The following is a 26,484-nucleotide window of genomic DNA, read 5'->3' as shown; positions in this document are numbered from 1 at the left end:
CAACCTCCCTGGACATCACAGCTAGACGACCGAGCGCACGCTCCCCGGACGGTGCCGGGCGGAACCGTGCCCCGGAGCCGCAACGGCCCCGGGACACGATCTGTCACGGCTCAGGAGTCGGAAGAACCGAGGGAACCGAACAGGCTCTCCACCGAACCAGGACCGGTAGGACCGGCGGGGCCAGCAGGGCCGGCGGGGCCAGCAGGACCCGGTAGCTGCACGGGAGGGATGGAAACGGTGCCGGTGAGATCCACGAAGTCCGCATCCGTGAAGTTTGCGCCGTACACGTTCGCGCCACCGAGATACGCCCCATTCAGGAACGCACCAGAAAAGTTCGCGCCAGTGAGGTTCGCATGGGCGAGGAACGCGTCAGGGAGGATTGCGCCAGCGAGGTTCGCGCCGAGCATTTCCGCGCGCGCGAGGTTTGCGCCAGCGAGGTTCGCGCCGCGTAGATCAATGTGGTGCAGATCCGCGTCGCTGAGGTCAGCGTAGATGAGGTTTGCGCCAGCGAGGTTCGCACCATCGAGCATCGCGCCTTGGAGCTCCGCTCTACTGAGATCTGCTCCCGGGCAGGAGGTGACAGGTGGTATGTCAGCGTTGTAGATGGTGCAGGTGCCGATGACGATGGGGGCGGCGGACGCGGGGGCCGCAGAGGCCAGACCGGCCACCGTCAGGATGGCGGTACTGGCGATGACCGCACCCATCCGGCGGCTTTTCGCGCCCCTCCGTCTTGTGCTGGATTCGGAATTGCCCGTCTTGAACGTCATGGTCTCTCACTCTCGCTAGCTGGAAAGAACTTCACTTCGTGATCGGACGGCCTTTCTTGCGTGCACAGTTCACCAATCTGTGACGAGAACCCCCGCGGCTTCCCATGAAAACGAGATGTTCCTGTGACCTGAACCGGCACAAGGCGAACCAATCGGTCGCACAGGAATGTGTCGAGAGCTTGTCGCTGCGGCCGACTTCTGAATCGCACAGTGCTGCACGCGAGTGTCCTGTTCACCAATCGTGGCCGGGATTGGGCAGCAGGCATTTTGGCTACGCCGACCGATCGGTAGTCAACCATGGCGAGACCCCGTGATCGCACAAGCCTGGACGAGTTCCAGGTTGGTGACCTTCAGATCTCCCGCGGATAGAACTAGGCGGGGTCGCGGCGTCGGAGAAACATGTTGAGCGGCCCCGACATCAGTGCGCCGCGGCATCGGCTGCAACTGTGAGCAGAAGCGGAGCCAGCAGCGATCCGCCGCCATCGTCGGGAACCAACGAACGCAGTGCGGTGAAACGCCCGTGAGTGCTCCGATGAGAGAAATTCCCGATCACTTCACATGCCACTGCCGCTTCCGAAGTCATCGGGCTCCACGCTTCTTCATTGGCGAACGCCCTTGGAGGGGGCAACTGATGGAAAGACGCGCCTCAGGCGGAGCGAACGCTAATCTACGATTCGTGCATGCCTCGCGGTCCTGTTCTCGATCCGCTTGATCGAGCACCGGGTGCGGCCGATGCTGAGCCCGCGGGTCGAGTCCGGGAACCGTCAGCGCTCCGAACTGGACTTTCGCGCTTTTGCGCGGAGACGGATCACCTGGGTGAGTTGATCCGACTTGTGGCTCCTGCCGCGATGGAGTTGCGGACGACGAATGACACCGCAGAGCCGGGGTAGAGGTCGATCGAGCATTCGAGCACTGCTCCGGCTGGATCGGTCGTCCGGCGTATGGTGCGCAGCAGTGGCGCCCCGGCCTGGGTATCGATCAACTCGGCCTCCCGCGTTGTTGCTGCGACTGCGTCAATGGAGTGTTCTGCATCCGCGAGGACGATGCCCCGTTCCTCCAGTCGTTCGGTGATCGATTCGGTATCGAGATCGATCTCAGCGAGCACCGTTCCGAGCCACGTCGGGTAGTAGGTGCTTTCGAGCATCGCGGGGTTTCCGCTCAGCAGACGCAGTCGCTCGACGTGGAGAGCCTTCTCGCCGTCGGCCAGGCCGAGCTTCTCCTGGACCAGCGCGGAGGGGTCCACCAACGCGGTCTGCAGCGTCCTGCTGCTCGGGCGCTCGCCGACCGCAACTGCCCACCGCGAGAAACTGATCAGTTCGGTCATCGACTGCACCCGCGGACCGTTCCGTACTTGCCGTCGGGCGCCGCGCCTCGAAGAGACCACCCCGGTCGCTCGCAGGAACGCGAACGATTGCCTAATTGTCCCGCGGGAGACGCCGTACTTCGCGGCGAGGTCGTTCTCCGAAGGTAGAGCGGCATCGTCGTAGTCGCCGCGCTCGATCCCCGCTCGCAAGTCTGCTGCGATGGACCGGTACAGCGGCGTCGAAGCCGATGCGTTTGCCATCCTGTGGTCCTGCTCCAGATTCTCTCTCATGCGATCAGTACAGGCCTGTCGAGTAGTGAAACCGCGACGCGTACACCGGGTTGCAGGTCAATACCCCGATGGCTCGCCACATCCGCGAGCAACTCGGTGCCGTCGGGGCGAACCAGGCGGAGTCGAGTTGTCGCGCCGTAGAACGTCGCGGCCTTGACGATGGTGTCGCCGTTCGGCGCCTCGTCGACCAGCACTGCTTCCGGCCGAGCGAGAACGGTGACCTCGCCGGTCTTCTCGACGGGACCGTCGCAGTCGAGGATCTGATCTCCGAATCGAACGCGTTGCCCATCGACGACCGTGGCGGGCACGTGGTTCATGGTGCCGACGAATTCGGCGACGAACGGTGTCGCCGGCCGTTGGTAAAGCTGGTTCGGCGGTGCACACTGCTCCATTCGTCCGGCCCGCATCACCGCAACGCGATCACCGACAGCCAGGGCCTCCTCCTGGTCGTGGGTGACCAGGACCGTAGTGACGCCCAACTCGAGCTGCAGCCGACGGATTTCTTCGCGCAACTGGTAGCGGACCTTGGCGTCGAGCGCGGACAACGGCTCGTCCAGCAGCAGCACTCGTGGCGCTATTGCCAGTGCCCGGGCCAGAGCGACCCGCTGTTGCTGACCGCCCGACATCTGGTGCGGGAACTTCGAGGCGTGATCCGCGAGTCCTACCAGGTCGAGCAGGTCGCGGGCGCGGGTGCGGTGATCGCGACGGTGGCGGCGGCCCCGAAGCTCGAGACCGAACGCGACGTTGTCCTCTGCGGTCATGGTGGGGAACAGGCTGTAGGCCTGGAACACCATTCCCATGCCGCGACGGTTGGCGGGCAGGCCCGAGGCGTCGAGACCGTCGACGAGGATCTGACCGCTGGTCGGTTGGTCGAAACCGGCCAGCATCCGCAGCGCGGTTGTCTTGCCGCATCCGGACGGACCGAGCAGGGCGATCAGTTCGCCGGGTGCGATGTCGAGGCTGAGCCCGTCCAGCGCGTGGACCGCACCGTAGGTGCGGGTGACGTCGACGAACGAGATGGAGGAGCCCATGTCGTCGATTCTGTTCGGGGAAATCATCGGCGTACCTTTCGGTTTCGATCTGCGATCATCACGACGATCAGCAGGAGTGCCCAGGTTCCAACCAGACTCAGCAGGGACAGTGCGACCTGGAGTTGGCCGTCGGTGGCGCCGGACTGTGCAAGCCAGACCGGGAAGGTCGGGAAGATCAGGATCTTGGCGAGGGTGTATTCGCCCATGACGAGGGCGAAGGTCAGACATCCGGCATTGAGAATCGACGTGCGCAGGGCCGGTAGCGCGACGCGCCACAGGATTGTCGGCCAGCGCGCCCCCAGGTTCTGTGCAGCTTCAACCAGAACCGTGAGCTGGGAGCCGCGCAAGCCGGCGTCGAGGCTGCGGTAGGTGAACGGCAGTGCCAGCACCGTATACATCAGTGCAAGGATCAGCGGCAGGGAGTGATCCTGCAGCGCGGTGAACACGGCGGAGATCTCCACGTAGTCACTGGTGTTGCCCCAGCCGAGGATCGAGCGAACCCCGACGACCAGCGCGACCGGCGGGATCACCATCGGTAGTAGCGTGCATACCTCGATCCAGGACCGCATCCGCGGCAGGCGGAGATGGACCAGCAGCATGGTCGGAACCATGAGCCCGAGGGTGATCGCCACCGCCAGCACCCCGAGCGTCAGGGACGTGATCATCGCGTCGCCGAACCCGGGGGCGGACGTCAGGCGGGTATAGGTGTCCAGCGCGGGACCGTCGGGGCCGTCGACGGTGAACCAGAACGCCACCAGTGCGGGACCGACGAAGTAGAGCGCAGCAGCGCCCAGCACGAGACCGCGCCAGTACCGAATCTGCGGACGTCCGACCCGGCCGCTTCGGGGCGACGGTCGTCGGGGTGGTCGCCCCGGCACAGCCCCGGATCCCGGGACCTCCCTCTCCATCACTGCAACCACGTCGACCTCCTCTTGAGCATGTACTGGTAGAGCACCGTCAGTGGCACGACGACTGCGATCATGGTCAGCGCCAATGCGGCCCCGATGTTCTCCTGGCCGACGAGGACGTTTCCGGATACGGCCGCGTCGATCTGCAACGGCGTGATGGCCAGGGTGCCGTTCGTCAGGGCCTCCGCGGTGGCATAGGAAGAGAACGCGGTGCAGAAGAGCAGTGCGATGCTGGCCAGGAAGTGCGGGGCGAGCGCCGGCCCCGCGACGTAGCGCCAGTACTGCCAGCCGCGTGAGCCGAGTCCTTCGGCCGCCTCGCGCCACTCCGGACGTAGGCCCTCGATCGCGGGGGTGATCACGAGCACCATGAGCGGAATCAGGAAGTACAGGTACACGAACTGAACTCCACTGCGGGTGTACAGATTCAGGTGGAGGTCCTCGCTCAACGACACTCCCCACTGCCCCTGGACGAACGTGGTGACGACACCGGCATTGCCGATCGCAGCGACGAACAGAAACGCCAGTGGCAGACCACCGAAGTTCGCGAGTACCGCGGAACTCGTCGACACGAGACGTCGCAGTACGCTGTGCCGGCTGGTGGCGACCGCGTATGCGAGGGCCATGCCGAGAACCGCGGCGAGTACGGCACAGACCAGGGCGATCAGCGCGGTGTTCCGCAGACCGTCGAGATAGGGGCCTTGCAGTGCCGCGACAATGTTTGCGACGCCGAAGGATTCCGCTTCGTCCGGGCCTCCCACCCGGAACGCGGAGTATCCGATGACGGCGGTGGGGAGTAGGAAGAACACCGACAGGTAGCCGAAGAAGGGAGCGAGACCGAGCCAGCTCCATGCCCGCCGCGAGCGTCGTGCCGTCAGTTGCGCGCTCATCTATCGCACCGTGCTCGCCCAGGACTGGGTCAGCATCGTCTTGGCCGCGACCGACTGCGCATCGGTGGGATACTCGACCGGCACGTTGACCTCCGGGAGAAGGCCGGACAACGCCGGGTCGACGGTGCCCGCCGCCTCCATTGCCGGCATCCGGATCGGCCGCGCGTAGCCCGCGAGGTAGCCGTTCTGACCTTCGTCGCTGTACAGAAACTCCTGCCAGAGGCGGGCGGCGGCGGGATGCGGTGCCGTGGCGCTGACGGCCTGCGCATAGTAGGAGCCGATCGTCGCGTCGTCGGTGACCGCGACGGTCCACTGGACTCCCGATTTCGCGAGATCCTTTGCCTGCGCGGCGTTCAGGTAGTCCCAGTCCACGACGATCGGTGTCTCACCGGACTGAATGGTTGCCGCGGTCGCCTTGACCGGGACGTAGTTGCCGGCCGACTTGAGCCGTCCGAAGTAGTCGATGCCCGGGCCGACGTCGTCGAGCGAGCCGCCGTTGGCGAGCGCAGCGGACCACACCGCCATCATCGCCGAGGTGCTCTTGAGTGGATCTCCGGTGAGCGCCACCTTTCCCTTGTACTCGGGCTTGGCGAGATCGGCGAACGAAGTGGGGCACAAAGGAACCCGCGCGGCATCACAACCGATGGAGATGTAGCCGCCGTAGTCCGCATGCCAGGTGCCGGTCGGCGACTTGTGCGACTCGGGAATGTCGTCCCAGGTCGAGACCTTGTAGGGGGCGTACAGCCCCTCCGCGTCACCGCTGATCGCGTACGCGGTGCCTACATCGACCGCATCCGGCGCCCGGTCCTGGCCACGAAGGGTCTTGACCGCGTTGACGACGTCGGCACTACTGGCCTCCGGGTTGTCCATCGTGACCGTGATTCCGTACTTGGCCGCGAACTTGTCCATCAACTCGCCGTAGCCGGCCCAGTCGCGAGGAGTAGCAATGAGATTCAGGGCGCCCTCGGCTTGGGCCGCGGCGATGAGGGCGTCCATTCCACCGGCCTCGACCGCGGAGGTCGCGGTGGCGGCGGCGGAACCGGATGCCTCGGACTTCGTGGTGCAGCCTGCGGAGGTCAGGGCTACAGCTCCCGCTGCGGCAAAGACCAGGGCGGCTCGAAACTTCTTGTGGATAGTTGCTCTGCGCACGTGTAACTCCAAGGAAGGGGGACGTTCTCGTCGGTCGTCGCGGCCAGGTTGTACAGACTCTCCGTGCGCAAGTTGGCTAGCCAAGATATCTCGCGCGTATGCAAGGTGAACACGTCCTGAACATGACGCGACGGCGAATCCTCCTACCTCTGAACCGCGCGGAAGAATCGTCCGGCCAGCACTTCGCAGTTGCCGGACCGCAGGATTCGCCAATCGGAAACCGCCCGTTCACCGACACTTCGTTGCCCGGTCTCAGTTGCCGTGCAAGGTCCTCAAACATGTATAGCCAAGTCGAGGAAGACATTCAGGTTTCAGTGTCGGTCGCCGACGGTGATCTCCGACTGAACACCCCCACCGCTCGGATCGACATCGCCGCCATCTGGCTGCGGGACACATGTCAAGGCCAGGACAGTCGAGACTCCAGCAGTGGGCAGCGATTGTTCAATATCGTCGATCTTCCCGCGGACGTGCGCATCGCCGATGCGCAGATCCGCGGGGATAATGTCGAGGTCGAGTTCGCGCCCGACGGACATCGCTCGACATTCAGCCTGCGACAGCTACTGTCGAACGCCGGTTCCGGATACGCGGACGCGCGGGCCCACGAGTCGAAGCAACTGTGGTTCCGTGCCGCGGACCTGCCGACTGTGGAGCGGGTGGACTGGGAGGCTTACCTTTCCGATCCGTCGCATGCCCTGCAGTCGGTCGTCGACCGCGGGTTCGCGGTACTCTGTGGCGTCCCGACCGAACCCGGCCAGGTTGTCTCCGTGGCCGAGAGGTTCGGGTTCGTGCGAGAGACCAACTACGGCAAAATCTTCGATGTTCGAGTCGAGGAGAACCCGGTGAACTTGGCGTTCACCGGCCGCGCCATCAGCCCCCACACGGACAACCCCTATCGCGACCCCGTGCCGACCCTCCAATTGCTGCACTGCCTGCACAACACCGCCGTCGGTGGCGAGTCCGGGCTCGTCGACGGTTTCGCCGCCGCAGTCGCGCTCCGCGAAACCGACCCCGAATCGTTCGAGGTCCTCACCACCACCCAGGTCGTCTACCGCTTCGGCAGCGAGAACACCCGCCTGGCTGCGCAGGTACCGCTCATCTCCCTCGACTCCCAGCGGCGGATCCGGGAGATCAGGTTCAACAACCGATCCATCGAGGTCCCCCGGATGGCAACGGATCAGCAGCGGCGCTTCTACGCCGCCTACAGGTCCTTCGCCGAGCTGATCTACGCCCCGGAGGCGCAGCTGAATTTCCAACTCGACCCGGGCGACTGTCTCATCTTCGACAACACCAGGCTGCTGCACTCCCGTACCGCCTTCGCATCGGCCGGCGGACGGCATCTCCAGGGTGCGTACGCAGATCTCGATGGGCTCCTCAGCACCCTCCAGGTCGCGGAGGGGAACCGATGACCTCGGCTTACGACGCTATCGTCACCCTCTTCGAGGGGGAAGGGAGCCAGGACTACCTCGGCGAGCAGGTCTCGATGGCACAGCACATGCTGCAGACCGGCCGGGTGGCCCGCGAGGCGGGAGCGCCGATCACGGTCGTCGTCGCAGCCGTACTCCACGACGTAGGGCACTTCTCCGGCGCAGTAAGCGGACGCGACCTCATGCGGGGAAGCGACAACCATCACGACACCGCAGCCGCCACGTGGCTGTCCCAGTGGTTCGACGAAGCAGTGACGGAACCGATCAGGCTGCACGTTGCAGCCAAGCGTTACCTCTGTGCCGTCGACCCGAGCTACTACGAGAAGCTCTCCGACGCTTCGAAATACACGATGGCAGTCCAAGGCGGCACGATGGACGCCGATGAAGTTGCCGCATTCGAATCGGAACGATTCGCGGAGCAGGCGGTGCAACTGCGCAAGTTCGACGATCTCGGCAAGGACCCGAACGCGCCAGTGGTCACGCTGGCCGACTTCCGCACCGACATCGACATTCTCGACAGGAGCCGGCGCAGCTGACAGCAGGTCCGCATCCCAGGCGCCGGGACCGACTACTCCACGACGGTCCCGGCGTAGCCGAGGATTACGCCACCGAAGTTGTGCCATGCACGGCAGTGAAATGACCACCGTTGATCCGAAGGTGGCGCAGTGATGTTCCAGGTCGTCGCAGTGGCTCGAAGTCGCCGCGACCTCGAGTCGTGCGCTGTTTGGATCCGTGTGGGTCGGTACCTCGGCGAACCCGAACTGGCCCACACCGCCCGTACACCTCGCCGGTCAGTGCATGTACGGCGTGTCGCCCCCGCTACGACTCTCGGTGTGATGCCCGGCGGATAACCGCATGCCCCGTCCGCGAAATCTCCGGATCTCGCCGATCCGCCCCAGGGAACACGGCAGAAGACAGCCGCCGTCCACTCGGATACCGCAACAACTATCCGACCGTCAACGGTCGAAACTATGCAGATAGCGAGACCTTGGCCTGAAACCACCAACTGGGGCGGCGGAGACCGCGCTGCCCATCCAATTGGTGACCACAACGGGCATGAATGGGTGAACACCCTAGAGAGAGGTGTTCACCTATGCCGTACTGTCCCGGGCCGCAGGCACACTGGTGGAACTGACTCGCGGGTAGTCACACCGAGTGGCGCTCGCCGATCACACGGATCAGAGTGGATTCGCCGTCCGCCATTCGATGCGCGAGAGCTTCGTTGTCCGGCCGTTGGTGAGCCGCGAAGTCAGTCAGATCCATCGCTCGTACTGGTCTACAGGCATCAATTTCGGGAAGAGCTCACGCCGCAGATCCCTGATGAGAGATGCGTAGTCGGAGTCGTCGGTCTTCGCAGCGATGTCCAGGCACTGGAAGGCGGCGTTCAATGGATCTTGTTTGACCGCTGTGGAGATGGCGTACATGGCTAGTAGGGCAGCGGGTACGTTGGCGTTCCTGACGTCGTCGCCGGTGACGGTCGTATCGATGGCCGGGTCGTCTTCGAGCGCCTTGTATAGCGCCATGGACTCGTGCTCGCCGAAAGGGTGCGGTAGTGGTCCACCCTGGTCCAGGGCTGTCAGTGCGGGCCGGATCCACTTGATCTCTGCGATACCTGCAGTCGTGTATGCGCGGCGGGCAGCCCAAGCCGCGATGCGACGCAGTTTCGGGGGCCGAGCTCGGGTGATTGCATCGGCCAGTGGACGGTCGAGACCGGCGATGCCCATCGCGTGGAAGTTGGAGCGGAGCTTCTCCGACGGTGGCCGTCCGCCCCAGCGGATCGCTTCGTCTTTCGCCCACTGAGCCATCTGGTCATATCCGTATTTCAGATACAGGGTGGCGTCGCCGGCCGGATCTGGATCCCACCAGTTGCGTTTGGGGTGGGTGACGATGCTCTGGTCCCATGCGGCGTCGGTCTTGTGCAGCCGCAGCATCTCTTGCGGTCGCGTCGTCTTCCAGATCTGGACCAGGTAATGCTCCGTCGGCTCGGAGACGGTCTGTCCTGCGTTGGTGTCGCGTCCGCGGCCGAACACCCGGAATCGGTGCAGGCCTCGTTTGATCGGCAACTTCTGAAAGTCCGGAACTCTCTCGCCGTCCAAGGTGAGCACGTACGCCGGTTTGGTGAGGTTGACTGTGGCTTCCTCGATGACGCCCCATGCTCCGGTGTCGCCGACCGCAGCTGGTTCAGCGTCGAGGACGTCGATGGTCAGTGTGACCGGTCCGTAGGCGATGCCGGTCATGATGGTGGCGAAGTTGGGGCCGACTTCGATGACGCTGCCGGTTTCCTCCGGCAGGTACGTCTCCCCGGTGGGTGAGCCCAGCACAAACTGGTAGTGGTCCGCGTCGACCGTTCCGAGTTGAGACACGACGAAAACGTATCGCAGGTCTCGCACAGACGTAGCCCCCATAGATCCCGTGCTCTCGTTTCAGGATCGCGGAGAACACCGCGACGTGCGCGGACTCTCTGCGGGATCGGACCTGGCAGTCGACGCCGTCCGCAGGACCCCCGGATGGTCAGAGGCCATGCGGTCATTGTCCTCGACCGACAAGTTGGTGGAAATCGTCATCGTCGGGTTGATCCGCATCTCGCCCTGTAGGCGGGGTTGCTGTGAACCAGTGGACTCAACTCACCCTGACGCGCAGGGCTTCGGCGGCGGACTCAGTGACGAAGCCGCGCAACGCCTCTGCCTCCGAGTTTGAGGCGTCGGCACGGCTCTGCTTGGTTTACCCGTGATGTCAGCGGGTGCGGGGGGAAGCGGCCAGTGCCTGTAGCGCGGTCCGAAGCCCGTATCGGGAAGCTGGACCCGTTCCGACCTGCTCGTGCATGGGTGTGCGGTGGAATTTCAGTTCCGAGGCGGTCTCCGGGGCGTCGTCGGGGGTCGCGGCCAGGAACCGGTCGGGCAACGTGAGTTTGTGGATGGTTCGCAGGGTCAGAAGATACTGCTGGGCAAGGGAACCGGTGGTGTACGGCAGGTCGTACCTGTCGCACAGTGCGCGCACTCGAGGGGCGATCTGCTCGTACCGGTTGCTGGGGAGGTCGGGAAACAGGTGATGCTCGATCTGGTAGCAGAGGTTGCCGCTGAGGAACGCCAGCACCGGCCCGGCACGGAAGTTCGCCGCGCCGAGTATCTGCCGCAGATACCATTCAGCCTGGCTTTCGTTATCGAGTTCGGTGGGGGTGAATTTCTCAGCGCCGTCAGGAAAATGCCCGCAAAAGATCACCACGTAGGCCCACACGTTCCTCAGAAGATTCGCGGCCAGATTCGCTTTCAGGGTTCGTCGCCAGCGCCGCCCGCTGAGGCTGGGAAAGAGCAGGTAGTCCTTGCCGGTCTGGCGGGCGATCTTGCCGATCAGTGCCCGGGTGTGGGCGGACTTCTCGCCGTCGGTGTTGGTGCGGTCGTGTTCTGAATGTAAGCCGTGCAGAGCGATGCCCCATTCGAACGTGGCAGCCAGCACCATATTCCGCAGCGGTTGCAGCAGATGGTGCGGCTTCCACGGTTGGTCGCGGGTGACGCGGAGGACGCCGTAGCCGAGGTCCTCGTCCATCCCGACGACGTTGCTGAACACGTGGTGGCGATAGTTGTGGGAGTAGCGCCACTGCGACGAAAGGCCTGCCATGTCCCATTCCCAGTTGAGGGAGTGGATTTCCGGGTCGTTCATCCAGTCCCATTGCCCGTGGGAGATGTTGTGCCCAAGCTCCATGTTCTCCACACTCTTGGCCACTGCAAGGGCCGCCGTTCCGAGAATCCAGCCGGCTGGGCTCCGGCTGCCGTAGATGACCAATCGTGCCGCGGCATCGAGCACTCTCTGGGAGGCAACGACGCGGCGAATGTAGGCCGCGTCTGACCCACCGAGGGACGCGGCGACATCGCAGCGAATCCGGTTCAGTTCGTCGCTGAGCGCCTCGACATCTTCCCCGGTCAGGTGCGCATACTCCCTGATATCGGAGATCGCCATACACACTCCTATGGGGTCGAGGCTTGCCCGCCAGGGGAAGTTATGTCGTTCCCAGGCGCGACGCTGCCGACGGGGTCAGTAGTAGTGACGTCGACCGGCCACCGGGTGGCCCGTCATTCCCATGATCTCGAGCACCACACCGACGACGATCAGCGCGACCCCGACGTACAAGAGGATGGGGACGCTGACGACCGCACCCACGACTGCGAGGACGATTCCTAGAATGATCATGACGTCTACCTGCTTTCGGTTGTGGGAAGAGAAGAGGTCCGATGCGCCCGGCGATGCTGGATGCTGCACGGCACCGAGGTGAATTGCGCGACCTGATGGTTCAACCGAGCCCTGCTTCGTCTCAATGTGCCGGCCGGGGAGTGGACGGAGGCCCCTGCTGTCCTCCGAAGGGGTGTTTCCAACTCCGCGCACTGCCGGTGGTGGTGTCGGCATGCCGGACGGTGCTTGTTTGTGCCCCCGTGTCAGCGAGGTCGTCGCGCTGTTGAGCCAAAGCGGCCTCGTTGCGGCGTGATTGTTTGAGCTGGGTTCGCGCGACGCGTTCCCGTCGTGATGTCCGCCGAGCCCCTGTGAGGAGGAGGCTGAGTCCGAGGACGCCCACCGCGCCGACGACGATTCCGTAGAGGAACAGCGCTCCTGTGGATCCGGTGACGTGGTAGCCGAACAGTGTGAAGTCGCCGGTCAACGCGTGTTCGGCACCCGCGTTGGCGATTACTCCCGCGACTCCGATGACGATGGCGGCGACCATAATGATGAGGCCGATGAGGATCATGACCGCTCCCGATCATTTCGTGGAACTGATTTCGGGCGTGAGATCGGTGGCTCAATCTGCTTCGCGAGGGTGATCTTCACCGCGCCGTACGCCAGACTGGTGCGCCGGTCCTGTCCCTTCGTCGGTTTCTGTGGGCTTGGCTTCCTCGGCCGGGGTGCTCGTGTCGCCAGAGTTTGCTCCTCGCACCGACTTTCCAGCCTTGGCTTCTTGTTCCTCGACAGGCTTTGCTGTGCGGGTGCGTCCCTCGTACGGGGGTACCTCGGCCGCGCCTGGGCTCGCCCTCCGAGTGTCGGGCCGAGTCCACCCGGGCTCACCGCTCGAGGTGACGATATCGTCGTCGAACGAACCGGATGGCCTGTCTGTCTCGCCGCCTCCGGGTTCGTCCGAGCCTGCGTCACGGGACCCGGGCGCGCCCCGCGCGGATTGGGGTTCTTCGCTCGGCGTCCGATTCTTGTCGTTCATTGTCAGCGCTCCTCACTACGCGCCGGTGAGGTCCGGCACGATGTCGAGTACCCGTTCAAGCCTGGTGTTACACCTTGGTAGGAATGGTCACGCTGGGTGTCGGTGAGACGACGCGAGATGCACCCTTGCCGCCGGCCCGCCGAGCGATGCACCGTTGCCCGCCGGCCTCGCCGCGCACGCAGCTTGTGGCGTTCCCGCAGGCTATCGCCAGCCTGGGAGGTGTCGACATGTCACGGGCCACGTATAGCAGTTGATCAATGCTGCCGCCGCGGCTGGCGAGGCCGTGTTCACAGCCCGGTTAGTTTCGAACTCACGACGTCCGCGAGCCATCCTCCGCGGCGACGTGACCTTCGCCAAATTTGGCGCGTATGTCCTGGGGAACGTTGCGATTTCGATTATCGCCGGCGTGGCGACATTCTTCTGGCTGGCTGGTCGTCGCCTCCGCCCGGCAGATAGCAGCGCGCCCCGTCCGCGAAATTTCCGGATCTCGCCGATCCGCCTCGTCCGCCCCATAGAACACGGCAGAAGACAGCCGCCATCCGTTCGGATACCGCGGCGACTATCCGACCGTCAGCGGTCGAAACTATGTAGATAGCGAGACCGTGGCCTAAAACCATCAACTGAGGCGGCGGAGACCGCGCTGCGCTTCCAATTCGTGAGTCTGTTAGAGAGCCGATGACGGGAATCGAACCCGCGTATTCAGCTTGGGAAGCTGATGTTCTACCATTGAACTACATCGGCATGCAGGGGTTTTACCGTGATCCGAGGATCCGGCCCTTGCAAGCGGCAACTGTAGCAGACGCCCTCGGTGCACGTGTTCGAGACCACTGACGGTCCTGGTGTCGGCCTGCAATCGCCAGGGTCGCGCCCGTCACAGTGGTAGCACCGGTAGCCTCGTGCTGTGCTGCTCTCAGATCGTGACCTCCGTGCCGAGATTTCCTCCGGACGACTTGGTATCGACCCGTTCGATCCCGAGATGGTGCAGCCCTCCAGTGTCGATGTCCGGCTCGACAGCCTGTTCCGCGTCTTCGACAACACCAAGTACACCCACATCGATCCGGCGCTCCGTCAGGACGAGTTGACGTCGTTGGTCGAGCCGACGGCGGGGGAGCCGTTCGTGCTCCACCCGGGGGAGTTCGTTCTCGGATCCACGCTCGAGGTGTGCACCCTGCCTGACGATCTGGCCGGCCGGCTCGAGGGGAAGTCGAGCCTCGGCCGTCTCGGCCTGCTCACCCACTCCACCGCCGGGTTCATCGATCCGGGATTCAGTGGCCACATCACGCTCGAGCTGTCGAATGTCGCGAATCTGCCGATCACGCTGTGGCCGGGCATGAAGATCGGTCAGTTGTGCCTGCTGCGCCTCACGAGTCCGGCGGAGAACCCGTACGGCAGTTCTGCGGTGGGATCTAAGTATCAGGGGCAGCGTGGTCCGACCCCGTCCAAGGCGTACCTGAACTTCGCCACGCATCCGGGCGGCCTCACCCGCTGACAGCGCTCTCGGCAGCTCTTCGCCTGAGCTACGTTGGGATAGTTGAAGATTCAGGCAACGAGCCGATGCGGCGTTCGGTGAGCGGGTGAGCCCACGCACGCTCCCCGCTCCAGCGGTGTGAGATGTGCCACATTGACGGACCGCGCGGTCTGCCCACTTCGGGGGCGTTTCGTCCGCGGAGGTGAATCAATACAGACGCTCGTTCGGGCCGGTTCGGGGCAGGTCATGTGCCCGCGGGGCGGCGAACGGCGGTGCGTCGGGTGGCCGAAACGGCTGCGCCGAGGCGCCGGGTGCGAGTGGTCCTCGCAGGTCGCCTCGGTTACCCGGGAGTAGTGCAGGTCGGTCGGTAATCACTAAAAGGTCAGTCTCCCCGAAAATTTCAGGTAGGGACCTTGTTCCCTGGTGCATCATCTTTGTGGACGTTCGTCCAGATCTTGGAGTCCGTGAACCGGACGAATGCCCAACTCTTCCAGTCGGTCTCTTCGACTTTTGGCGAGCATCGGGCCGTGCTAGAACGATTCCGTACAGCAGAGGGTGTAGGCCACATCAGCACCCGATGCGCATCTGTTTCAGGGGTGAATTCACGACTCGCGCAGGCTTTCCAGCCGACGGGTCCGGGAGGATCCCGAGCCGGTGTCGTCGCCTTCGTGCGCCGGGCCGGGGGGACTGGGGCAGGTGATGCGGACTGCGCGTCTCGACCGTGTCGAGCGTGGGGTCCGGGCTCGACAACAGATCGACCCGTCGGGGGTCATGTCATGTGAATGGTCGATGGAGGTGAAGGCGTGACGGCTTCGCGTTACCTGGAAACAGAAGCCGAGGTGGGGATGGATGAAGGTCCTGCCTCGCTTCGACTGGTGGATGAAGCTTCTCCGCAACATAATTCGCGCAGCCTTTGGCAGCACTGCTACGTCAGTCGACTGCGGATGGTCGATACGGCCATCGTCGGTCTGGCGGTAGCGGCAGCGCAGATCGTTCGATTCGGTACGACCACCGAGTCGGTGGCGGCCGGAGCGATCTCCGGGCTCAGCTACACGATGATGTCGGTCGGCCTGGCCGGTCTGTGGATCGCCATGCTCGCGATCCATCGCACTCGATCGACCCGGGTCATCGGCGCCGGCGCCGAGGAATACCGCCGCATCGGTGCCGCGACGTTCCAACTCTTCGGCCTGATCGCCATGGTCAGCCTGCTGTTCCGCGTCGACATCGCCCGGGGATACCTGGCGATCGCCTTCCCGGTCGGACTGGCCGGGCTGCTGGCCGGTCGCTGGGTCATGCGGAAGGTCGTCACCTACAAGCGGACCAAGGGTGACTGCCACACCTCGGTGCTCGTCGTCGGAAGCCAGCAGTCGGTGCTGACGATGACGCGGAACTTCGAACGCGACGCGTCGTCGGGCTACCGCGTGGTCGGCGTCTGCATGCCGGGTTACGGCTACCGCAACGACGAGCACGTGGTGGTCGACGGCCGTGAGATCCCGGTGCTCGGCAACGAGTACTCGGTGGTCGACGCGCTGCGCGACTGCGGCGCAGACACCGTGGTCGTCACCGCCACCGAACAACTCGGTCATGACGGAATCCGTGGTCTCGTATGGGATCTGGAGCCTCTCAACGTCGACCTGGTGGTCGCACCCGGTGTCGTGGACGTCGCCGGCCCGCGCCTGGTGATGCGCCCCGTCGCGGGTTTCCCCCTGATCCACGTCGAGAAGCCGCGGTACCACGGCGCGAAGCGCTTCGGGAAGACTGCATTCGACTTCCTCTTCGCACTGGCTGCGCTGATCCTGATCTCGCCGGTGATGCTCGTCGCCGCGATCGCGGTCAAGGCCACCAGCCGGGGTCCGGTCCTCTACAAGTCCGAGCGGATCGGGATCAACGGGCGACCATTCCCCATGCTGAAGTTCCGGACCATGGTCGACGGCGCCGACAAGCAGGTCTCGGCACTGCTCGGACAGAACGAGGGCGCAGGTGTCCTGTTCAAGATGAAGGACGACCCCCGCATCACGCCGGTCGGAAAGTTCCTGCGCAAGTACAGCCTCGACGAGCTTCCTCAGTTCGTGAACGTGCTGCGCCGTGAGATGAGCGTCGTCGGACCCCGCCCCCCGCTGCGCCGGGAGGTCGAAGCCTACGACGGCACCGTTCGCCGGCGGATGCTCGTCAAGCCGGGCCTGACCGGCCTGTGGCAGGTCAGCGGTCGCAGTGACCTCTCCTGGGATGAGACTGTGCGGCTTGATCTCTCGTACGTCGAGAACTGGTCGATGATGCAGGACATCCTCATCGTCGGCAAGACCGTCCGCGCCGTCACGGCGGGCAGCGGAGCCTACTGACGTCGAGGACCTCGAATCTCGGGACCCATCAATTCTGCATCAACCCCGAAGCTCGAGAGGGTCGGATGAACATGTCTCAGGGCTGGCCTGACGGGATCGCGGACGGACGACGTCTGCTGGTGGCTGCCTCCACGGGAGGCCACCTCGATGAAATGATCAGGCTCAGTGACAGTTTGAATATGAGCGACGATTCGGTGTGGATCACATTCGACACACCTCAGAGTCGCTCGGTCCTCGCGGACCGGAACGTGCACTTCCTCGACTACGTCCGACCGCGAGACGTGGGAGCGGTTGCACGGGGTGCACGTTCGGTCGACAGGCTGCTCCGTCGCGACAGCGCATTCGACGGTGCGATCAGCACAGGGTCGGGGATCGCACTGAGCGTGCTGCCGACGACGAGGCTGCGTGGAATCCCGTCGGTGTACGTCGAGAGTGCGTGCCGGTTCGACGGACCGTCGGTGACGGGTCGGATCCTCAGCCGGGTCCCGGGACTGACCTGTCTGTCTCCCGGCCCGGCATGGTCGGAACGATGGACGTCCGGTCCCTCGGTGTTCGGCCGGTACGAAGTCCATTCGGTGGAGCGATCGGCGAACCCGCGAATGCTGGTCAGCCTCGGTACCATTCGGCCGTATCGATTCGACTCGTTGATCGATTCCGTGTCCAGGACCGGACTGGTCGACGCACAGACGACATGGCAGGTCGGGGTCACCGACCGGGATGACCTGTCGGGGACCGTGGTGCCCGAGCTGTCGACCGGCGACTTCGAGCGCCTGATCGACGAGAGCGACGCCGTCATCACGCACGCAGGCATCGGCAACGTGCTGCGGATTCTCGATCGCGGCAAGCTCCCGATCGTCGTTCCCCGGCGGAAGAGTCGCGGCGAGCACGTCGACGATCATCAACTTGAACTCTGTAAGGCGCTGAATCAGAAGGGAATCGGAGTGGTCTGTGATCCGGAGGATCTCACGGCCGCATCGATCGAGACTGCGATGTCCAGCAAGGTTGTGAGGGTGGCGTGAACGACACGAGCGTATTCATCAGCTGGATCAAGTTCCACGGTCGTAGTGCGGAGTTGGCTGCGCGACTCGGTTCCGAACCGGTGTTCATGGAGTCCCGGTGGCCGAAGGCCCCGGCTCCATTGCGATACCTGGAACTGGCGGTCCGCACCGCACGGCTGCTGCGGAAAGGACACTGGTCCGCAGTCATCGTGATGCTGCCGCCCGCGCCGCTGCTGTTGGTGGCGAAGCTGTTCAAGAAGCGTGGGACGCCACTGGTCGCGGACATGCACACCGGCGTCTTCTCCGACCCCAAGTGGAAATGGGCGCTGGGCCCGTCGATGAAGATCATCGGACGCGACTTCGCGATCGTGACCAACTCGGAACTGGTGGATGTCTGCGCCGACCACGGCGTGCGTGCCTTCGCGCTGCACGACGTCGTCTCGAGCAAGACCGAGGAATCGGGCGATGCCGCGGAAAGCGATCGCACCGTACTGTGCCCGCTCGCGTACGCGTCGGACGAGCCGATCGCCGAGATGATGGAGGCCGCGCAGTCGCTGCCGGACATCACCTTCCTGCTGACCGGCAATGCTCCGGAGCACGTTCGGTCGGGCGCACCGTCGAACGTCGTGTTCACCGGCTACCTGTCGAACGCCGACTACGACGACACGATGCGGCGCGCGGGTGTCGTACTGGCGCTCACCACGCGAGACCACACGATGCAGCGTGCCGGCTACGAGGCGCTCATGTGGGGCGTTCCCGTCGTGACGTCCGACTTCGCCCTGCTGCGTGACTACTTCGGGGAGGCGGCACTCTACAGCGACTGCTCGGCGGCCGATATCCGCGACAAGGTGGCACGGGCCTTCGCTGAGAACGCGGAGCTGCGGGCCAAATCTGCCGAGGTCCTCGAACTCCAGATTCTCGAGCAGGATCGTCAGATCGGCAACGTGCGAGGGATTCTCACCGGCCCGGTAGGTGCCCGGTGAAGGCGCGGGCGTGGCTCGCGTCGCGGCCCGAACTGCGCCGGGCCCGCGATCAGCTGTTGCTCGCCGGCTCGTACTGGAGTGACTGGGCGCGCTTCCGGTCGCATTCCGGGATGGCCGAACACGGTGCCCGAGGACTTCGTGCACAGATCGTGATGGATGCCCATCGCCTCGAGAAGGGGCTGGCGCTCCCCGAGCCACGAGTGTGGTTCGGCCGTGAGGTGATCGAGCGACTTCTCGACAACACCGAACGCTACTGCGGATCGCACCCGATGGACGACGTCGACGAGTACATCGTCGATGCGGCGATCGGCGCGCTCGGCGAGTACTTCCGGGCGAACGACGGCTCGGACACCGCATCGCCGGCGTGGGCACGATCGGCGAGCGATCGGGCGGCCAAGCTGGCCGCGAACCATCCGGCACGTTCCGCGGCGAATGTCGGCGGCGTGGTGCCGATCGGCCCCTCCGCGTTCGAGGCGAGTGGCGTCACATCGGAGACCTTCACGAGCTTCACGCGCTCGCGTCACAGCGTCCGCAACTACACGGCGGACGTTCCGGACCGGCAGGCGATCGTCGAGGCGATCGAGCTGGCGGGGACGTCCCCGTCGGTCTGCAACCGCCAGGGTTCGCGGGTCCGGATCTTCGACCGCGGTCCCGCGGCGGATGCGGTGCTCGCGCACCAGAACGGCAACAAGGGATTCGGCCATACCGCGAGCCACGTACTCGTCGTGACGCAGGACATCGAGGCCTTCGTCGCTCCGGGGGAACGCAATCAGGCGTTCGTGGACGGTGGGATGTTCGCCATGACCCTCATGTATGCGCTGCATGCTGCGGGTATCGGTTCGTGTGCGCTCAACTGGAGTCGGACTGCCGCCGACGACAAGAAGCTGCGCGCCACCCTGGGGTTGCCGGCGAACGAGGTCGTGGTCACCCTGATGGTGGCCGGTCTCCCGGTTCGCGATGCACTCGTCGCGAGGTCCCCGTCGCGTCCCGGCATCGTCCGTTGACGAAGGTCGGCAGCGACATGCATCTCGAGGCCGTCTCCACCGCGACGGATCCGTCCGACGTGGCCGCGACAGCGACCAGACCGCCGGCCAAGCCGTCACTGTCACGGACCGAAACGTGGATCGTGGCCCTGGCGTTGGCCGCTGTGCCGACGTCGGCGGGCAGCGCACGAGGGCTGCTCGTGCCCGGACTCCGCTTGTCCGAGGCGATAACGGTCGCACTGGGCATCTGGTGCGTCGTGCGCCTCGGGAGTCGGGTTCGCACGTCGGGCCCCGTGTTCGGTGCGGTCTTCGCGTTCACCGCGGGCAGCGTGGTGGCGGGACTCCTCGCGGCATCGAGCCGGTCGGATCTTCCGATGTCGCTGTTGGTGCAGGACTCCGTGGGCGTCGCTCAGTACCTGATCCTGTTCGTTGTCGCCTTCAATCTCGCGGGATTCTCCGGTGTCGTAGAACGATTCGTCGAGATTCTGATCTGGGCCGGCGGCGCGATGGGCGTCATCGCGGTGTTGCAGCTCGCGGGATTCCAGCCGAGCCGGGACCTCGGCACCTTCGTCACCGGCAACCTCCACATCGCCGACCCGTTGCTGTGGAAGGCGCCGCGCAGCTTCGGGCTGTTCTATGCCTGGCATGCCCTGGGCGGCTACCTCGCGCTGGTCTTCATCCTGGGTATTGCGGTCATGGCGGGCAGTCTCGGCACGGTCCGCGGTCGGAGACTGCTGTGGTTGCCGATCGGCGCGGTCCTCGCCGGCCTGCTCACTACACTGACCTTCGCGCCCATCGCGATCGGCCTCGGCGGCGCAGCCGTGGTGACCGTGTGGCGTCACAAGCTGTCGCACCTGCTCATCGCGAGCTTCGTGTTCCTGATCGTGTTCTTCGAGACCGAGGTGGGTCAGGAACTGAACTCGCGGGTCATCGCGCAGAGCGCGAACAGTGGCGGTGAGTTGCCACAGACGATCGCGTATCGGCTCAACGTGTGGCAACGCGACTTCCTCCCCCTGATCGGGGAGAACTTCTGGACGGGGTACGGCCCCACGTCGGAGGCCGACGCGGTCTTCGCCTATCCGGAGTCGATGTACATCGCGGTGCTGCTTCGCGGCGGCGTACTCCTGTTGCTGGCGCTCGCGGTGCTGATGGTCGTCGCCATCGTCGTGTCGTACCACGGCTCGAAGGCCGCCTCGCCGGAGTGGAGCGCCGCCGGGTCGGTCGCGACCGCGACGATGGCAACCATCCCACTCCTGTTGTGCGCCATGATCATCCACCCGTATCTCACCGACGCCGGAATCTCGCAGCTGTTCTTCGTGTTCGTCGGAATCTCGGCGGCTGCGGCCGCAGCACAGAAGCGCCGACACCGATGAGTGACGTCGGAGCCACGACACGGTCACGTGTGGGCAAGGTCGTCGCGCTCGGATCCTCGGTCGGAGCGCAGACGTGTGCGAGTCTGGCGTCACTCCTGTTGGCCGTCGTGGTGGCACGATCCTTGGACCAGGCCATGCTGGGGATCTTCTCGTTGATCAGCGCGACCATCGTGATCATGCTCGGCGTCGTGCGGGCCCTGTCCACCGAGTTGATCGTCTTCCGTGACTCGATCGCCGAGCGCGCCTACGGCGCCGACGGCCAGTACAACGGCTGCACCACCGCGAACCTGATCCTGGGCTGCGGTGGCGGGGTCCTCGTCGCGGCCACGGCCGCGATCTTCCCGGAGCACGCGCTCGCGTTGCTCGTCGCGGGTGCCGTCGTCCCGGCGTCGATCCTGCAGGACCACTGTCGTTTCGTCCTTGTCCACGAGCGGCGTTCGACGACCGCGTTGATCGTCGATCTGCTGTTCTTCGGAGTGCAGGCCGTCGGCCTCGTCGTCGTGGCGGGTTCCCCGAACCTCGCTGTCTACCTGCTGCCGTGGCTGGTCGCGAGCGTGGTGGCGGCCGGCGTCGGACTCTGGTTGTGCCCGGTGCGGATTCGGTTCGCGGACGGACTGCGATGGATTCGGGTCACCTGGCCCGGCGGGCGTGCCTACCTGGCGGACTTCGTCACGACCAACGGTGTGAGCCAGTCCGCGATGTACATCGTCTCGATCTTCGGAGGCGTGGCCGCTGCCGGCGCGCTGCGTGGGGCACAGATCCTGCTCGCGCCGCTGCAGTTGGTTCTCCGTGGCGGCCTGGTGGCGCTGGGGTCCGAAGCGTCGCTCCTCGCGAAGCAGTGCCGGTACCGGGGGTTGTTCCTGCTCGCATGCGGATACTCCGCCGCAGGTGCACTCGGGTCGGCCGTGGTGGTGCTCGCGATGTACCTCGCGCCCGAGCGGCTCACGTCGGCCCTGCTCGGCGACACCGCCGATGCGGCGATGACGGTGCTGCCGTTCGCCGGCGCGGCCTCCGCCGGATTGTGCATCGCGATGGGCGCCGGTCTCGCCCTCCGATCCGTCGGGATGATCCGGAAAGTGGTTCGGGTCAAGCTGATCCTGGCACCGATCTCACTCGGGCTCGTGGTGTTCGGGAGCTGGGCCGCCGGGGCGGCAGGATCGCAGGCCGCGTTGGCGGCCGCCGAGACCGGGCGTGCGGTCGGCAGCTGGCGAGAGTTCGCACTATGGAACAGGGGACGAAAATGATTGCCGAAACACGGAATCGGGGCCGCAGCGTCGCACGACAGCTGGCGCGCAATCTCGCGGGCAGGCTCCGCGGCTCGGGGCTGTGGTACCGAGCGATCTGGAATCACGACCGCGTGGTCACCGCGCTGGTGGAGCGGCTGGATGCGGCGCCGATCGGTCCGCGGGACTCGACCCTCCTGATCGCCGCGACCGGGCACGGGAACATCGGCGACCAGGCCATGCTCGAGGCGTTCCTCGACAACACCTCCGGCAAGATCACCGTGGTTCTGAATGCGGTTTCTGCGGCGACGATTCCGGACCGGCACCGCGACCGCGTCACCGTGGTGGCGCTGCCCCGGCTGATCGACGGGAATCCGCTGTCCCGAACGCAGGACGTCGTCCGCTTCGTTCGCCTCGCCCGGACCTCCGGCCACGTGAGCGTCGTCGGCGCAGACCTCATGGACGGTCTGTACAACCCGACGGGATCCATCTCGCGGAGCAGTTGCCTGCGAGGCGCCTTGGATCTCGGTGCGTCCGCGCGGATCGTCGGATTCAGCTGGTCGGCCGATGCCCATCCGTCGGCGATCCGGGCACTGCGCGAGGCCGGTTCGTCGGTTCAGTGCATGGCCCGGGAGCCGCTCAGTGCCGAGCGGCTCCGCGCCTGCGGAATCGCCCGCGTCGAATCGGTTGCGGACACCGTCTTCGCGCTCGGCGGCGAGGAAGCCTACGAGCCCTTCGTGAAGTGGTCCGCCTCGCTCGGGCCGGAACGGCGGATCGCGCTGGTGAACATGAGCGCGCTCATCGGTGCCCGATCGGATCAGGTGTCCGACTACCGCCTCATCGTCTCGGAACTCGACCGTCGCGGATTCGCGATCGTGATGCTGCCGCATGTCATTCGTGAGTCCGGTGACGACAGTGCCGAGATCTCGAAGCTGCCAGTCACAGAACTGGCCCCGAATGCTCTCGTGATCGACGAACTGTTGTCGCCGTTGCAGATCCGTGGGCTGGCAGCGCGGGCCGACCTGGTGGTGACCGGCCGGATGCACCTGGCCATCATGAGTATCGGCCAGGGCGCCGTCCCGATCACCCTCGGCACGCAGGGCAAGGTCGAAGGTCTGTACCGGCTCCTGAACATCGGCAACCTCGAGGTCGCCCCGAATCCCGGATTCGGGTCGCAGGTCGTGGAGACGATCGGGCGAGTGGACCAGCAGCTGGACGAACTCCGGGCTCGTCTGCTCGAGGATCTGCCGGCCGTCCGTGCGCTCGCGGCGCGCAACTTCGGTGCCGAGGCGAACCCGGCCGATCCGGTCGGCGTCCTGGATGCCGGGGCGATCCGATGACCCAGACGGTCGAGAAGGCAACGCGCGTCGGGTGGGTCGATGTCGCGAAGGGCGCCGCGATCCTGCTCGTCGTCGTGCACCACACGATCATCTTCCTCGAGGCGGTCGGGTTCCCGATGGGGCCGATCGTCAAGGCCAACAACGTCCTCGTGACCATCCGGATGCCGCTCTTCTTCCTGGCCGCAGGCCTGTTCGCGCTCGGTCCGGTCTCGGGCTCCTGGCGTTCACTGTGGTCGCGGAAGATCTCGCTGCTGCTGTGGGTGTACGTCGTGTGGTCGGTGGTCCGCTTCGTCTTCTTCTCGGTCGTCCCGTGGCCGCTGGACTCGAGTGATGCAGGAACCCTCTCCAGCCTGCTGTCGATCTTCGTGCTGCCCTCCGGCGGGCTGTGGTTCGTCTACGCTCTCGCGCTGTTCTTCGTGATCGCCCGGGCTACTCGGACGCAGTCCCCGGTAATCCTCCTGACAGTCAGCGGAATCCTCTCGGCCGCCGTCGGGTCGGGACTGATCTCGACCGGTGTGTACGAGTGGGACAGCATGGCCACCTATCTGGTCTTCTTCCTCGTCGGCTGCCACCTCCGCGGTCGGATCGTGGACACGGTCGACCGCATCACGGTTCCGCTGGCGTTCGGGTTGATCGTGGTCTTCGCGGTCGCGTCCGTGGGGTCGTACCTGTTCGACCTGCAGGACATCCCGGGCGTCCGCCTCGCCACCAGCTTCGTCGGCGTCACAGGCGCACTCGTCGTCGCACGTCTGGTCTCCGACTCGCAGGTCGGGCGGCAACTGCAGTACCTGGGACGCAACACGTTGCCGATCTACCTCATTCACTACCTCGCGATCGCCGGCATCGTCGTCGCACTCCCGACCTTCGGTGGGGGATCGCTGGCGGTGTCCGGTGCGCTGGTGCTCGTCATCTCGGCTGTTGCCGTGGCGATCTCACTGGGTATCTACCGGGTGACCAAGGGCGTGCCCGGCCTCTACGACGCTCCGGCATGGTTGAGCCGCCGGTGACGGCGATGGTTGCGGACACCCGCCCCGAGCCGGTGAGCCGGCTCGGGGCGGGTATCGCCGTCGTGCTCGGTGGGCTAGTCGCAGACCGGGACGTCGGTGGTGACGGTGACCGGGGCGACGAGCGGCTGCACCGGTACGGTCGCGGGGCCCGCGGCGGTGGGTTCGGTCAGCTCGAAGGTCACGGTGCGTGTCTGTCCGCGCGGGATCTGGATGTCGACCGTGTAGACGGGACGGCCCTGCTCGCGCCCGGCGAGAGCGAACAGCGACCCGTTGTCGCCGGACGCCCGCTTCAGCGTGGCGCCCTGGGTGCCGTACAGCGACACCAGCATCCGTGCCGTGCCGGCCTCGGCCCCGGTGTTGTTGTCGACCATCCCGGCGACGTAGTCCGGCAGCACCGCATCGGGGGTGTCGTTGCCGAGGGCGACGGTGACGGTCGACTTGCGGGTGTCCGCGTCGCACGATTCCGCGGTGTAGCTGATGTCGCGGGTCAGGTAGTAGTCGAGCTTGTTCCCGGCGGCGTTGTTGACGATCACGTTCGCGTACGGCGCCGGGTCGTCGGGGACGGTGTGTCCCAGCGGGGTCTGCGCGATGACCTCCTGCTCCTCCGGATGCGTACTCCAGACCGCGATCCGGCGCTCGGACACCGCACGTCCCAGCGCCTCGAGCAGGGCGGTCGGCTTCTTCACGTCACCGGTTATCTTCGCGACCACCCGCGCGGCGAGTTCCTGCAGATAGGCCTTACGGGCCGCGTTGTCGTCCGCGAATCGGATGTAGGCCGTCGATTCGGTGAGTTCGACGACGTTGTCCGCATCGACGACCTCGCCGTCCGCCATCTTGATCGGCCCGATGGCGCCGAGCACGTAGCTCAGGGCGACAGGATCGGTCGCGAGCACACCGTCGACGACGGACCCGCTCTCCTGCGCCCAGATCGACTGCCAGATGCGGCCGGCGTAGGGGAAGTGCGGACTGAGGTTGGCATTGCGCCAGTCGGTCGTGGGCCGGTGCCGTCCGTACAGGTCGGAGTAGTCGGATCCGAGATCGATCGGCTGCTGCTTCAGCGAGATCTCCTTGTTGGCGGCCAGTTCGTCGACCCGCACGGAGCCGTCCTCAGCTCGCAGAACGGCGAATCCCCCCATGAGTCCGCCGGTTCCACGAGCTTCCGCGTTGGTCTGGAAGGCGAGGAAGTAGCTTCGGTCGCCGTCGCCGCCGAGCATCTGCGGGAGGAGCTGGGCCGCGGTCCGGGTGTTGGACAGGATCCCGCTCAGTTCCCGAACCTGATCCTGCAGTTGAGCGCCGGCGTCCTCGACCGCGCCGATCGGCGACGATGCCTCGATTCCGGCAGTTCTGTCCGAGATCTCCTGTGCCGCAGCGGAGGAAGCGTCGAGGGCGGGCAGGGCGGAGCTGAGCGAATCGAGATTCACACGCCCGCCGGAGCCGACGAGCAGGCGAGGTTCGAGTGCCGATCCCGCCTCGAGCGCACTCGGCAGGACGTCGCGACCGAGGTCCCGGACCACGTCGGCGATCTGCTGTACGGCGTCGAACGTCCCGCCGACGAACGGGATGTTCTCTGCGACGGTCCACGGAAACGAGTGGGTGGCCTCTGCGGCGGTCGACGCATGTTCCTGCACGCGTCCGAGGGCGGCCTGCGCGGTGGCCGTGTCGCCGTCGAGCAGGGCGGCCTTCGTGACGGACGCCTGCTCACTCGCGGCGAGAAGATCGGAGTGGACCTGCACGGTCGTATAGGCCAGCCAGCCGCCGCAGGCGAGGACTGCGACCGCGGCGACACCGGTGGTGATCACGATCGGACGGCGGT

General features: G+C 65.4%; 22 protein-coding genes and 1 tRNA gene. 11 read left to right on the top strand and 12 right to left on the bottom strand.

What is annotated here, in order from left to right; translation table 11 throughout:
- Positions 1-110: 110 nt before the first annotated feature.
- The 6 genes from IJ15_RS25240 to IJ15_RS0105290 all read right to left on the bottom strand — a co-directional run bounded on the left by IJ15_RS25240 (position 111) and on the right by IJ15_RS0105290 (position 6,336).
- On the bottom strand, positions 111-767 hold the full coding sequence (locus IJ15_RS25240; RefSeq protein ID WP_197059755.1) for a pentapeptide repeat-containing protein: 657 nt from the start codon (positions 765-767) through the stop codon (positions 111-113).
- A gap of 808 nt (positions 768-1,575) precedes the next feature.
- Positions 1,576-2,361: a GntR family transcriptional regulator gene (locus tag IJ15_RS0105310; RefSeq protein ID WP_081880597.1), complete on the bottom strand. Its 786-nt coding sequence runs from the start codon at positions 2,359-2,361 to the stop codon at positions 1,576-1,578.
- The gene (locus IJ15_RS0105305; protein WP_231569427.1) at positions 2,358-3,419 is read right to left on the bottom strand and encodes an ABC transporter ATP-binding protein; all 1,062 of its coding nucleotides are present in this window, start codon (positions 3,417-3,419) and stop codon (positions 2,358-2,360) included. Before IJ15_RS0105305 ends, IJ15_RS0105310 begins: the two co-directional genes overlap by 4 nt.
- On the bottom strand, positions 3,416-4,189 hold the full coding sequence (locus IJ15_RS0105300; RefSeq protein ID WP_051918524.1) for an ABC transporter permease: 774 nt from the start codon (positions 4,187-4,189) through the stop codon (positions 3,416-3,418). Before IJ15_RS0105300 ends, IJ15_RS0105305 begins: the two co-directional genes overlap by 4 nt.
- A gap of 110 nt (positions 4,190-4,299) precedes the next feature.
- Positions 4,300-5,187 (bottom strand): ABC transporter permease, encoded by an 888-nt coding sequence (locus IJ15_RS0105295; protein WP_031937303.1) that lies wholly within the window; start codon positions 5,185-5,187, stop codon positions 4,300-4,302.
- A complete protein-coding gene (locus tag IJ15_RS0105290) occupies positions 5,188-6,336 on the bottom strand; it encodes an ABC transporter substrate-binding protein (RefSeq protein ID WP_197059754.1) in 1,149 nt (382 codons plus the stop codon). It lies immediately after the preceding gene.
- Positions 6,337-6,614: 278 nt separating this feature from the next.
- Here IJ15_RS0105290 and tmpA point away from each other — a divergent pair, with 278 nt between their 5' ends.
- On the top strand, positions 6,615-7,742 hold the full coding sequence (tmpA, locus tag IJ15_RS25515; RefSeq protein ID WP_031937301.1) for a 2-trimethylaminoethylphosphonate dioxygenase: 1,128 nt from the start codon (positions 6,615-6,617) through the stop codon (positions 7,740-7,742).
- The gene (locus IJ15_RS26370; protein WP_031937300.1) at positions 7,739-8,296 is read left to right on the top strand and encodes an HD domain-containing protein; all 558 of its coding nucleotides are present in this window, start codon (positions 7,739-7,741) and stop codon (positions 8,294-8,296) included. The genes tmpA and IJ15_RS26370 overlap by 4 nt, the downstream gene beginning before the upstream one ends.
- Before the next feature lie 717 nt (positions 8,297-9,013).
- On the opposite strand, the gene IJ15_RS0105270 is transcribed toward IJ15_RS26370, so the two are convergent.
- From IJ15_RS0105270 to IJ15_RS0105250, 5 genes are all read right to left on the bottom strand, one after another.
- Positions 9,014-10,123 carry a hypothetical protein gene (locus IJ15_RS0105270; protein ID WP_031937299.1) on the bottom strand — a complete coding sequence of 370 codons (1,110 nt, stop codon included), beginning with the start codon at positions 10,121-10,123 and terminating at the stop codon, positions 9,014-9,016.
- Between the two features lie 370 nt (positions 10,124-10,493).
- On the bottom strand, positions 10,494-11,714 hold the full coding sequence (locus IJ15_RS0105265; RefSeq protein WP_031937298.1) for a fatty acid desaturase family protein: 1,221 nt from the start codon (positions 11,712-11,714) through the stop codon (positions 10,494-10,496).
- A gap of 75 nt (positions 11,715-11,789) precedes the next feature.
- The gene (locus tag IJ15_RS26365; RefSeq protein ID WP_197059753.1) at positions 11,790-11,945 is read right to left on the bottom strand and encodes a DUF6131 family protein; all 156 of its coding nucleotides are present in this window, start codon (positions 11,943-11,945) and stop codon (positions 11,790-11,792) included.
- Positions 11,946-12,066: 121 nt separating this feature from the next.
- Positions 12,067-12,495 carry a hypothetical protein gene (locus IJ15_RS0105255; protein ID WP_031937297.1) on the bottom strand — a complete coding sequence of 143 codons (429 nt, stop codon included), beginning with the start codon at positions 12,493-12,495 and terminating at the stop codon, positions 12,067-12,069.
- A 1,132-nt stretch (positions 12,496-13,627) separates the two neighbouring features.
- Positions 13,628-13,698: transfer RNA gene (locus IJ15_RS0105250), tRNA-Gly, on the bottom strand.
- 160 nt (positions 13,699-13,858) lie between these two features.
- On the opposite strand from IJ15_RS0105250, the gene dcd reads away from it, so the two are divergent.
- The 9 genes from dcd to IJ15_RS0105205 all read left to right on the top strand — a co-directional run bounded on the left by dcd (position 13,859) and on the right by IJ15_RS0105205 (position 24,671).
- Positions 13,859-14,446 (top strand): dCTP deaminase, encoded by a 588-nt coding sequence (gene dcd, locus IJ15_RS0105245; protein WP_031937296.1) that lies wholly within the window; start codon positions 13,859-13,861, stop codon positions 14,444-14,446.
- A gap of 824 nt (positions 14,447-15,270) precedes the next feature.
- Entirely contained in the window at positions 15,271-16,764 is a 1,494-nt protein-coding gene (locus IJ15_RS0105240; protein WP_081880593.1) for a sugar transferase, read from the top strand.
- Positions 16,765-16,943: 179 nt separating this feature from the next.
- Positions 16,944-17,783 carry a glycosyltransferase gene (locus tag IJ15_RS0105235; protein WP_051918523.1) on the top strand — a complete coding sequence of 280 codons (840 nt, stop codon included), beginning with the start codon at positions 16,944-16,946 and terminating at the stop codon, positions 17,781-17,783.
- Complete coding sequence (locus IJ15_RS0105230; RefSeq protein WP_031937293.1) at positions 17,780-18,745, top strand: glycosyltransferase; 966 nt, start codon at positions 17,780-17,782, stop codon at positions 18,743-18,745. The genes IJ15_RS0105235 and IJ15_RS0105230 overlap by 4 nt, the downstream gene beginning before the upstream one ends.
- Entirely contained in the window at positions 18,742-19,749 is a 1,008-nt protein-coding gene (locus tag IJ15_RS25235) for a nitroreductase family protein (RefSeq protein ID WP_051918522.1), read from the top strand. The genes IJ15_RS0105230 and IJ15_RS25235 overlap by 4 nt, the downstream gene beginning before the upstream one ends.
- Positions 19,746-21,101 (top strand): hypothetical protein, encoded by a 1,356-nt coding sequence (locus tag IJ15_RS0105220; protein WP_031937291.1) that lies wholly within the window; start codon positions 19,746-19,748, stop codon positions 21,099-21,101. Before IJ15_RS25235 ends, IJ15_RS0105220 begins: the two co-directional genes overlap by 4 nt.
- Positions 21,098-22,345 (top strand): MATE family efflux transporter, encoded by a 1,248-nt coding sequence (locus IJ15_RS26360; RefSeq protein WP_197059752.1) that lies wholly within the window; start codon positions 21,098-21,100, stop codon positions 22,343-22,345. The genes IJ15_RS0105220 and IJ15_RS26360 overlap by 4 nt, the downstream gene beginning before the upstream one ends.
- Complete coding sequence (locus IJ15_RS25230; RefSeq protein ID WP_051918521.1) at positions 22,342-23,664, top strand: polysaccharide pyruvyl transferase family protein; 1,323 nt, start codon at positions 22,342-22,344, stop codon at positions 23,662-23,664. Before IJ15_RS26360 ends, IJ15_RS25230 begins: the two co-directional genes overlap by 4 nt.
- A complete protein-coding gene (locus IJ15_RS0105205) occupies positions 23,661-24,671 on the top strand; it encodes an acyltransferase family protein (RefSeq protein ID WP_051918520.1) in 1,011 nt (336 codons plus the stop codon). Before IJ15_RS25230 ends, IJ15_RS0105205 begins: the two co-directional genes overlap by 4 nt.
- A 74-nt stretch (positions 24,672-24,745) precedes the next feature.
- On the opposite strand, the gene IJ15_RS0105200 is transcribed toward IJ15_RS0105205, so the two are convergent.
- Positions 24,746-26,470 carry a DUF4012 domain-containing protein gene (locus tag IJ15_RS0105200; protein ID WP_231569426.1) on the bottom strand — a complete coding sequence of 575 codons (1,725 nt, stop codon included), beginning with the start codon at positions 26,468-26,470 and terminating at the stop codon, positions 24,746-24,748.
- Positions 26,471-26,484: the final 14 nt, after the last annotated feature.

The sequence above is a fragment of the Prescottella defluvii genome (assembly GCF_000738775.1).
Lineage (GTDB): Bacteria > Actinomycetota > Actinomycetes > Mycobacteriales > Mycobacteriaceae > Prescottella > Prescottella defluvii.
This window is presented reverse-complemented; position numbering and strand designations above follow the sequence as displayed.

Excerpts from the sequence above, each read along its gene's own strand:
- IJ15_RS0105255 (WP_031937297.1), bottom strand. The coding sequence starts at position 12,495 with ATGATCCTCATCGGCCTCATCATTATGGTCGCCGCCATCGTCATCGGA.
- IJ15_RS26365 (WP_197059753.1), bottom strand. The coding sequence starts at position 11,945 with ATGATCATTCTAGGAATCGTCCTCGCAGTCGTGGGTGCGGTCGTCAGC.
- IJ15_RS0105305 (WP_231569427.1), bottom strand. The coding sequence starts at position 3,419 with ATGATTTCCCCGAACAGAATCGACGACATGGGCTCCTCCATCTCGTTC.
- IJ15_RS0105235 (WP_051918523.1), top strand. The coding sequence starts at position 16,944 with ATGAGCGACGATTCGGTGTGGATCACATTCGACACACCTCAGAGTCGC.
- tmpA (WP_031937301.1), top strand. The coding sequence starts at position 6,615 with ATGTATAGCCAAGTCGAGGAAGACATTCAGGTTTCAGTGTCGGTCGCC.
- IJ15_RS0105310 (WP_081880597.1), bottom strand. The coding sequence starts at position 2,361 with ATGAGAGAGAATCTGGAGCAGGACCACAGGATGGCAAACGCATCGGCT.
- IJ15_RS0105205 (WP_051918520.1), top strand. The coding sequence starts at position 23,661 with ATGACCCAGACGGTCGAGAAGGCAACGCGCGTCGGGTGGGTCGATGTC.
- IJ15_RS0105240 (WP_081880593.1), top strand. The coding sequence starts at position 15,271 with ATGGATGAAGGTCCTGCCTCGCTTCGACTGGTGGATGAAGCTTCTCCG.
- IJ15_RS26370 (WP_031937300.1), top strand. The coding sequence starts at position 7,739 with ATGACCTCGGCTTACGACGCTATCGTCACCCTCTTCGAGGGGGAAGGG.
- IJ15_RS0105265 (WP_031937298.1), bottom strand. The coding sequence starts at position 11,714 with ATGGCGATCTCCGATATCAGGGAGTATGCGCACCTGACCGGGGAAGAT.
- IJ15_RS26360 (WP_197059752.1), top strand. The coding sequence starts at position 21,098 with ATGAGTGACGTCGGAGCCACGACACGGTCACGTGTGGGCAAGGTCGTC.
- IJ15_RS25240 (WP_197059755.1), bottom strand. The coding sequence starts at position 767 with ATGACGTTCAAGACGGGCAATTCCGAATCCAGCACAAGACGGAGGGGC.
- IJ15_RS25230 (WP_051918521.1), top strand. The coding sequence starts at position 22,342 with ATGATTGCCGAAACACGGAATCGGGGCCGCAGCGTCGCACGACAGCTG.
- IJ15_RS0105295 (WP_031937303.1), bottom strand. The coding sequence starts at position 5,187 with ATGAGCGCGCAACTGACGGCACGACGCTCGCGGCGGGCATGGAGCTGG.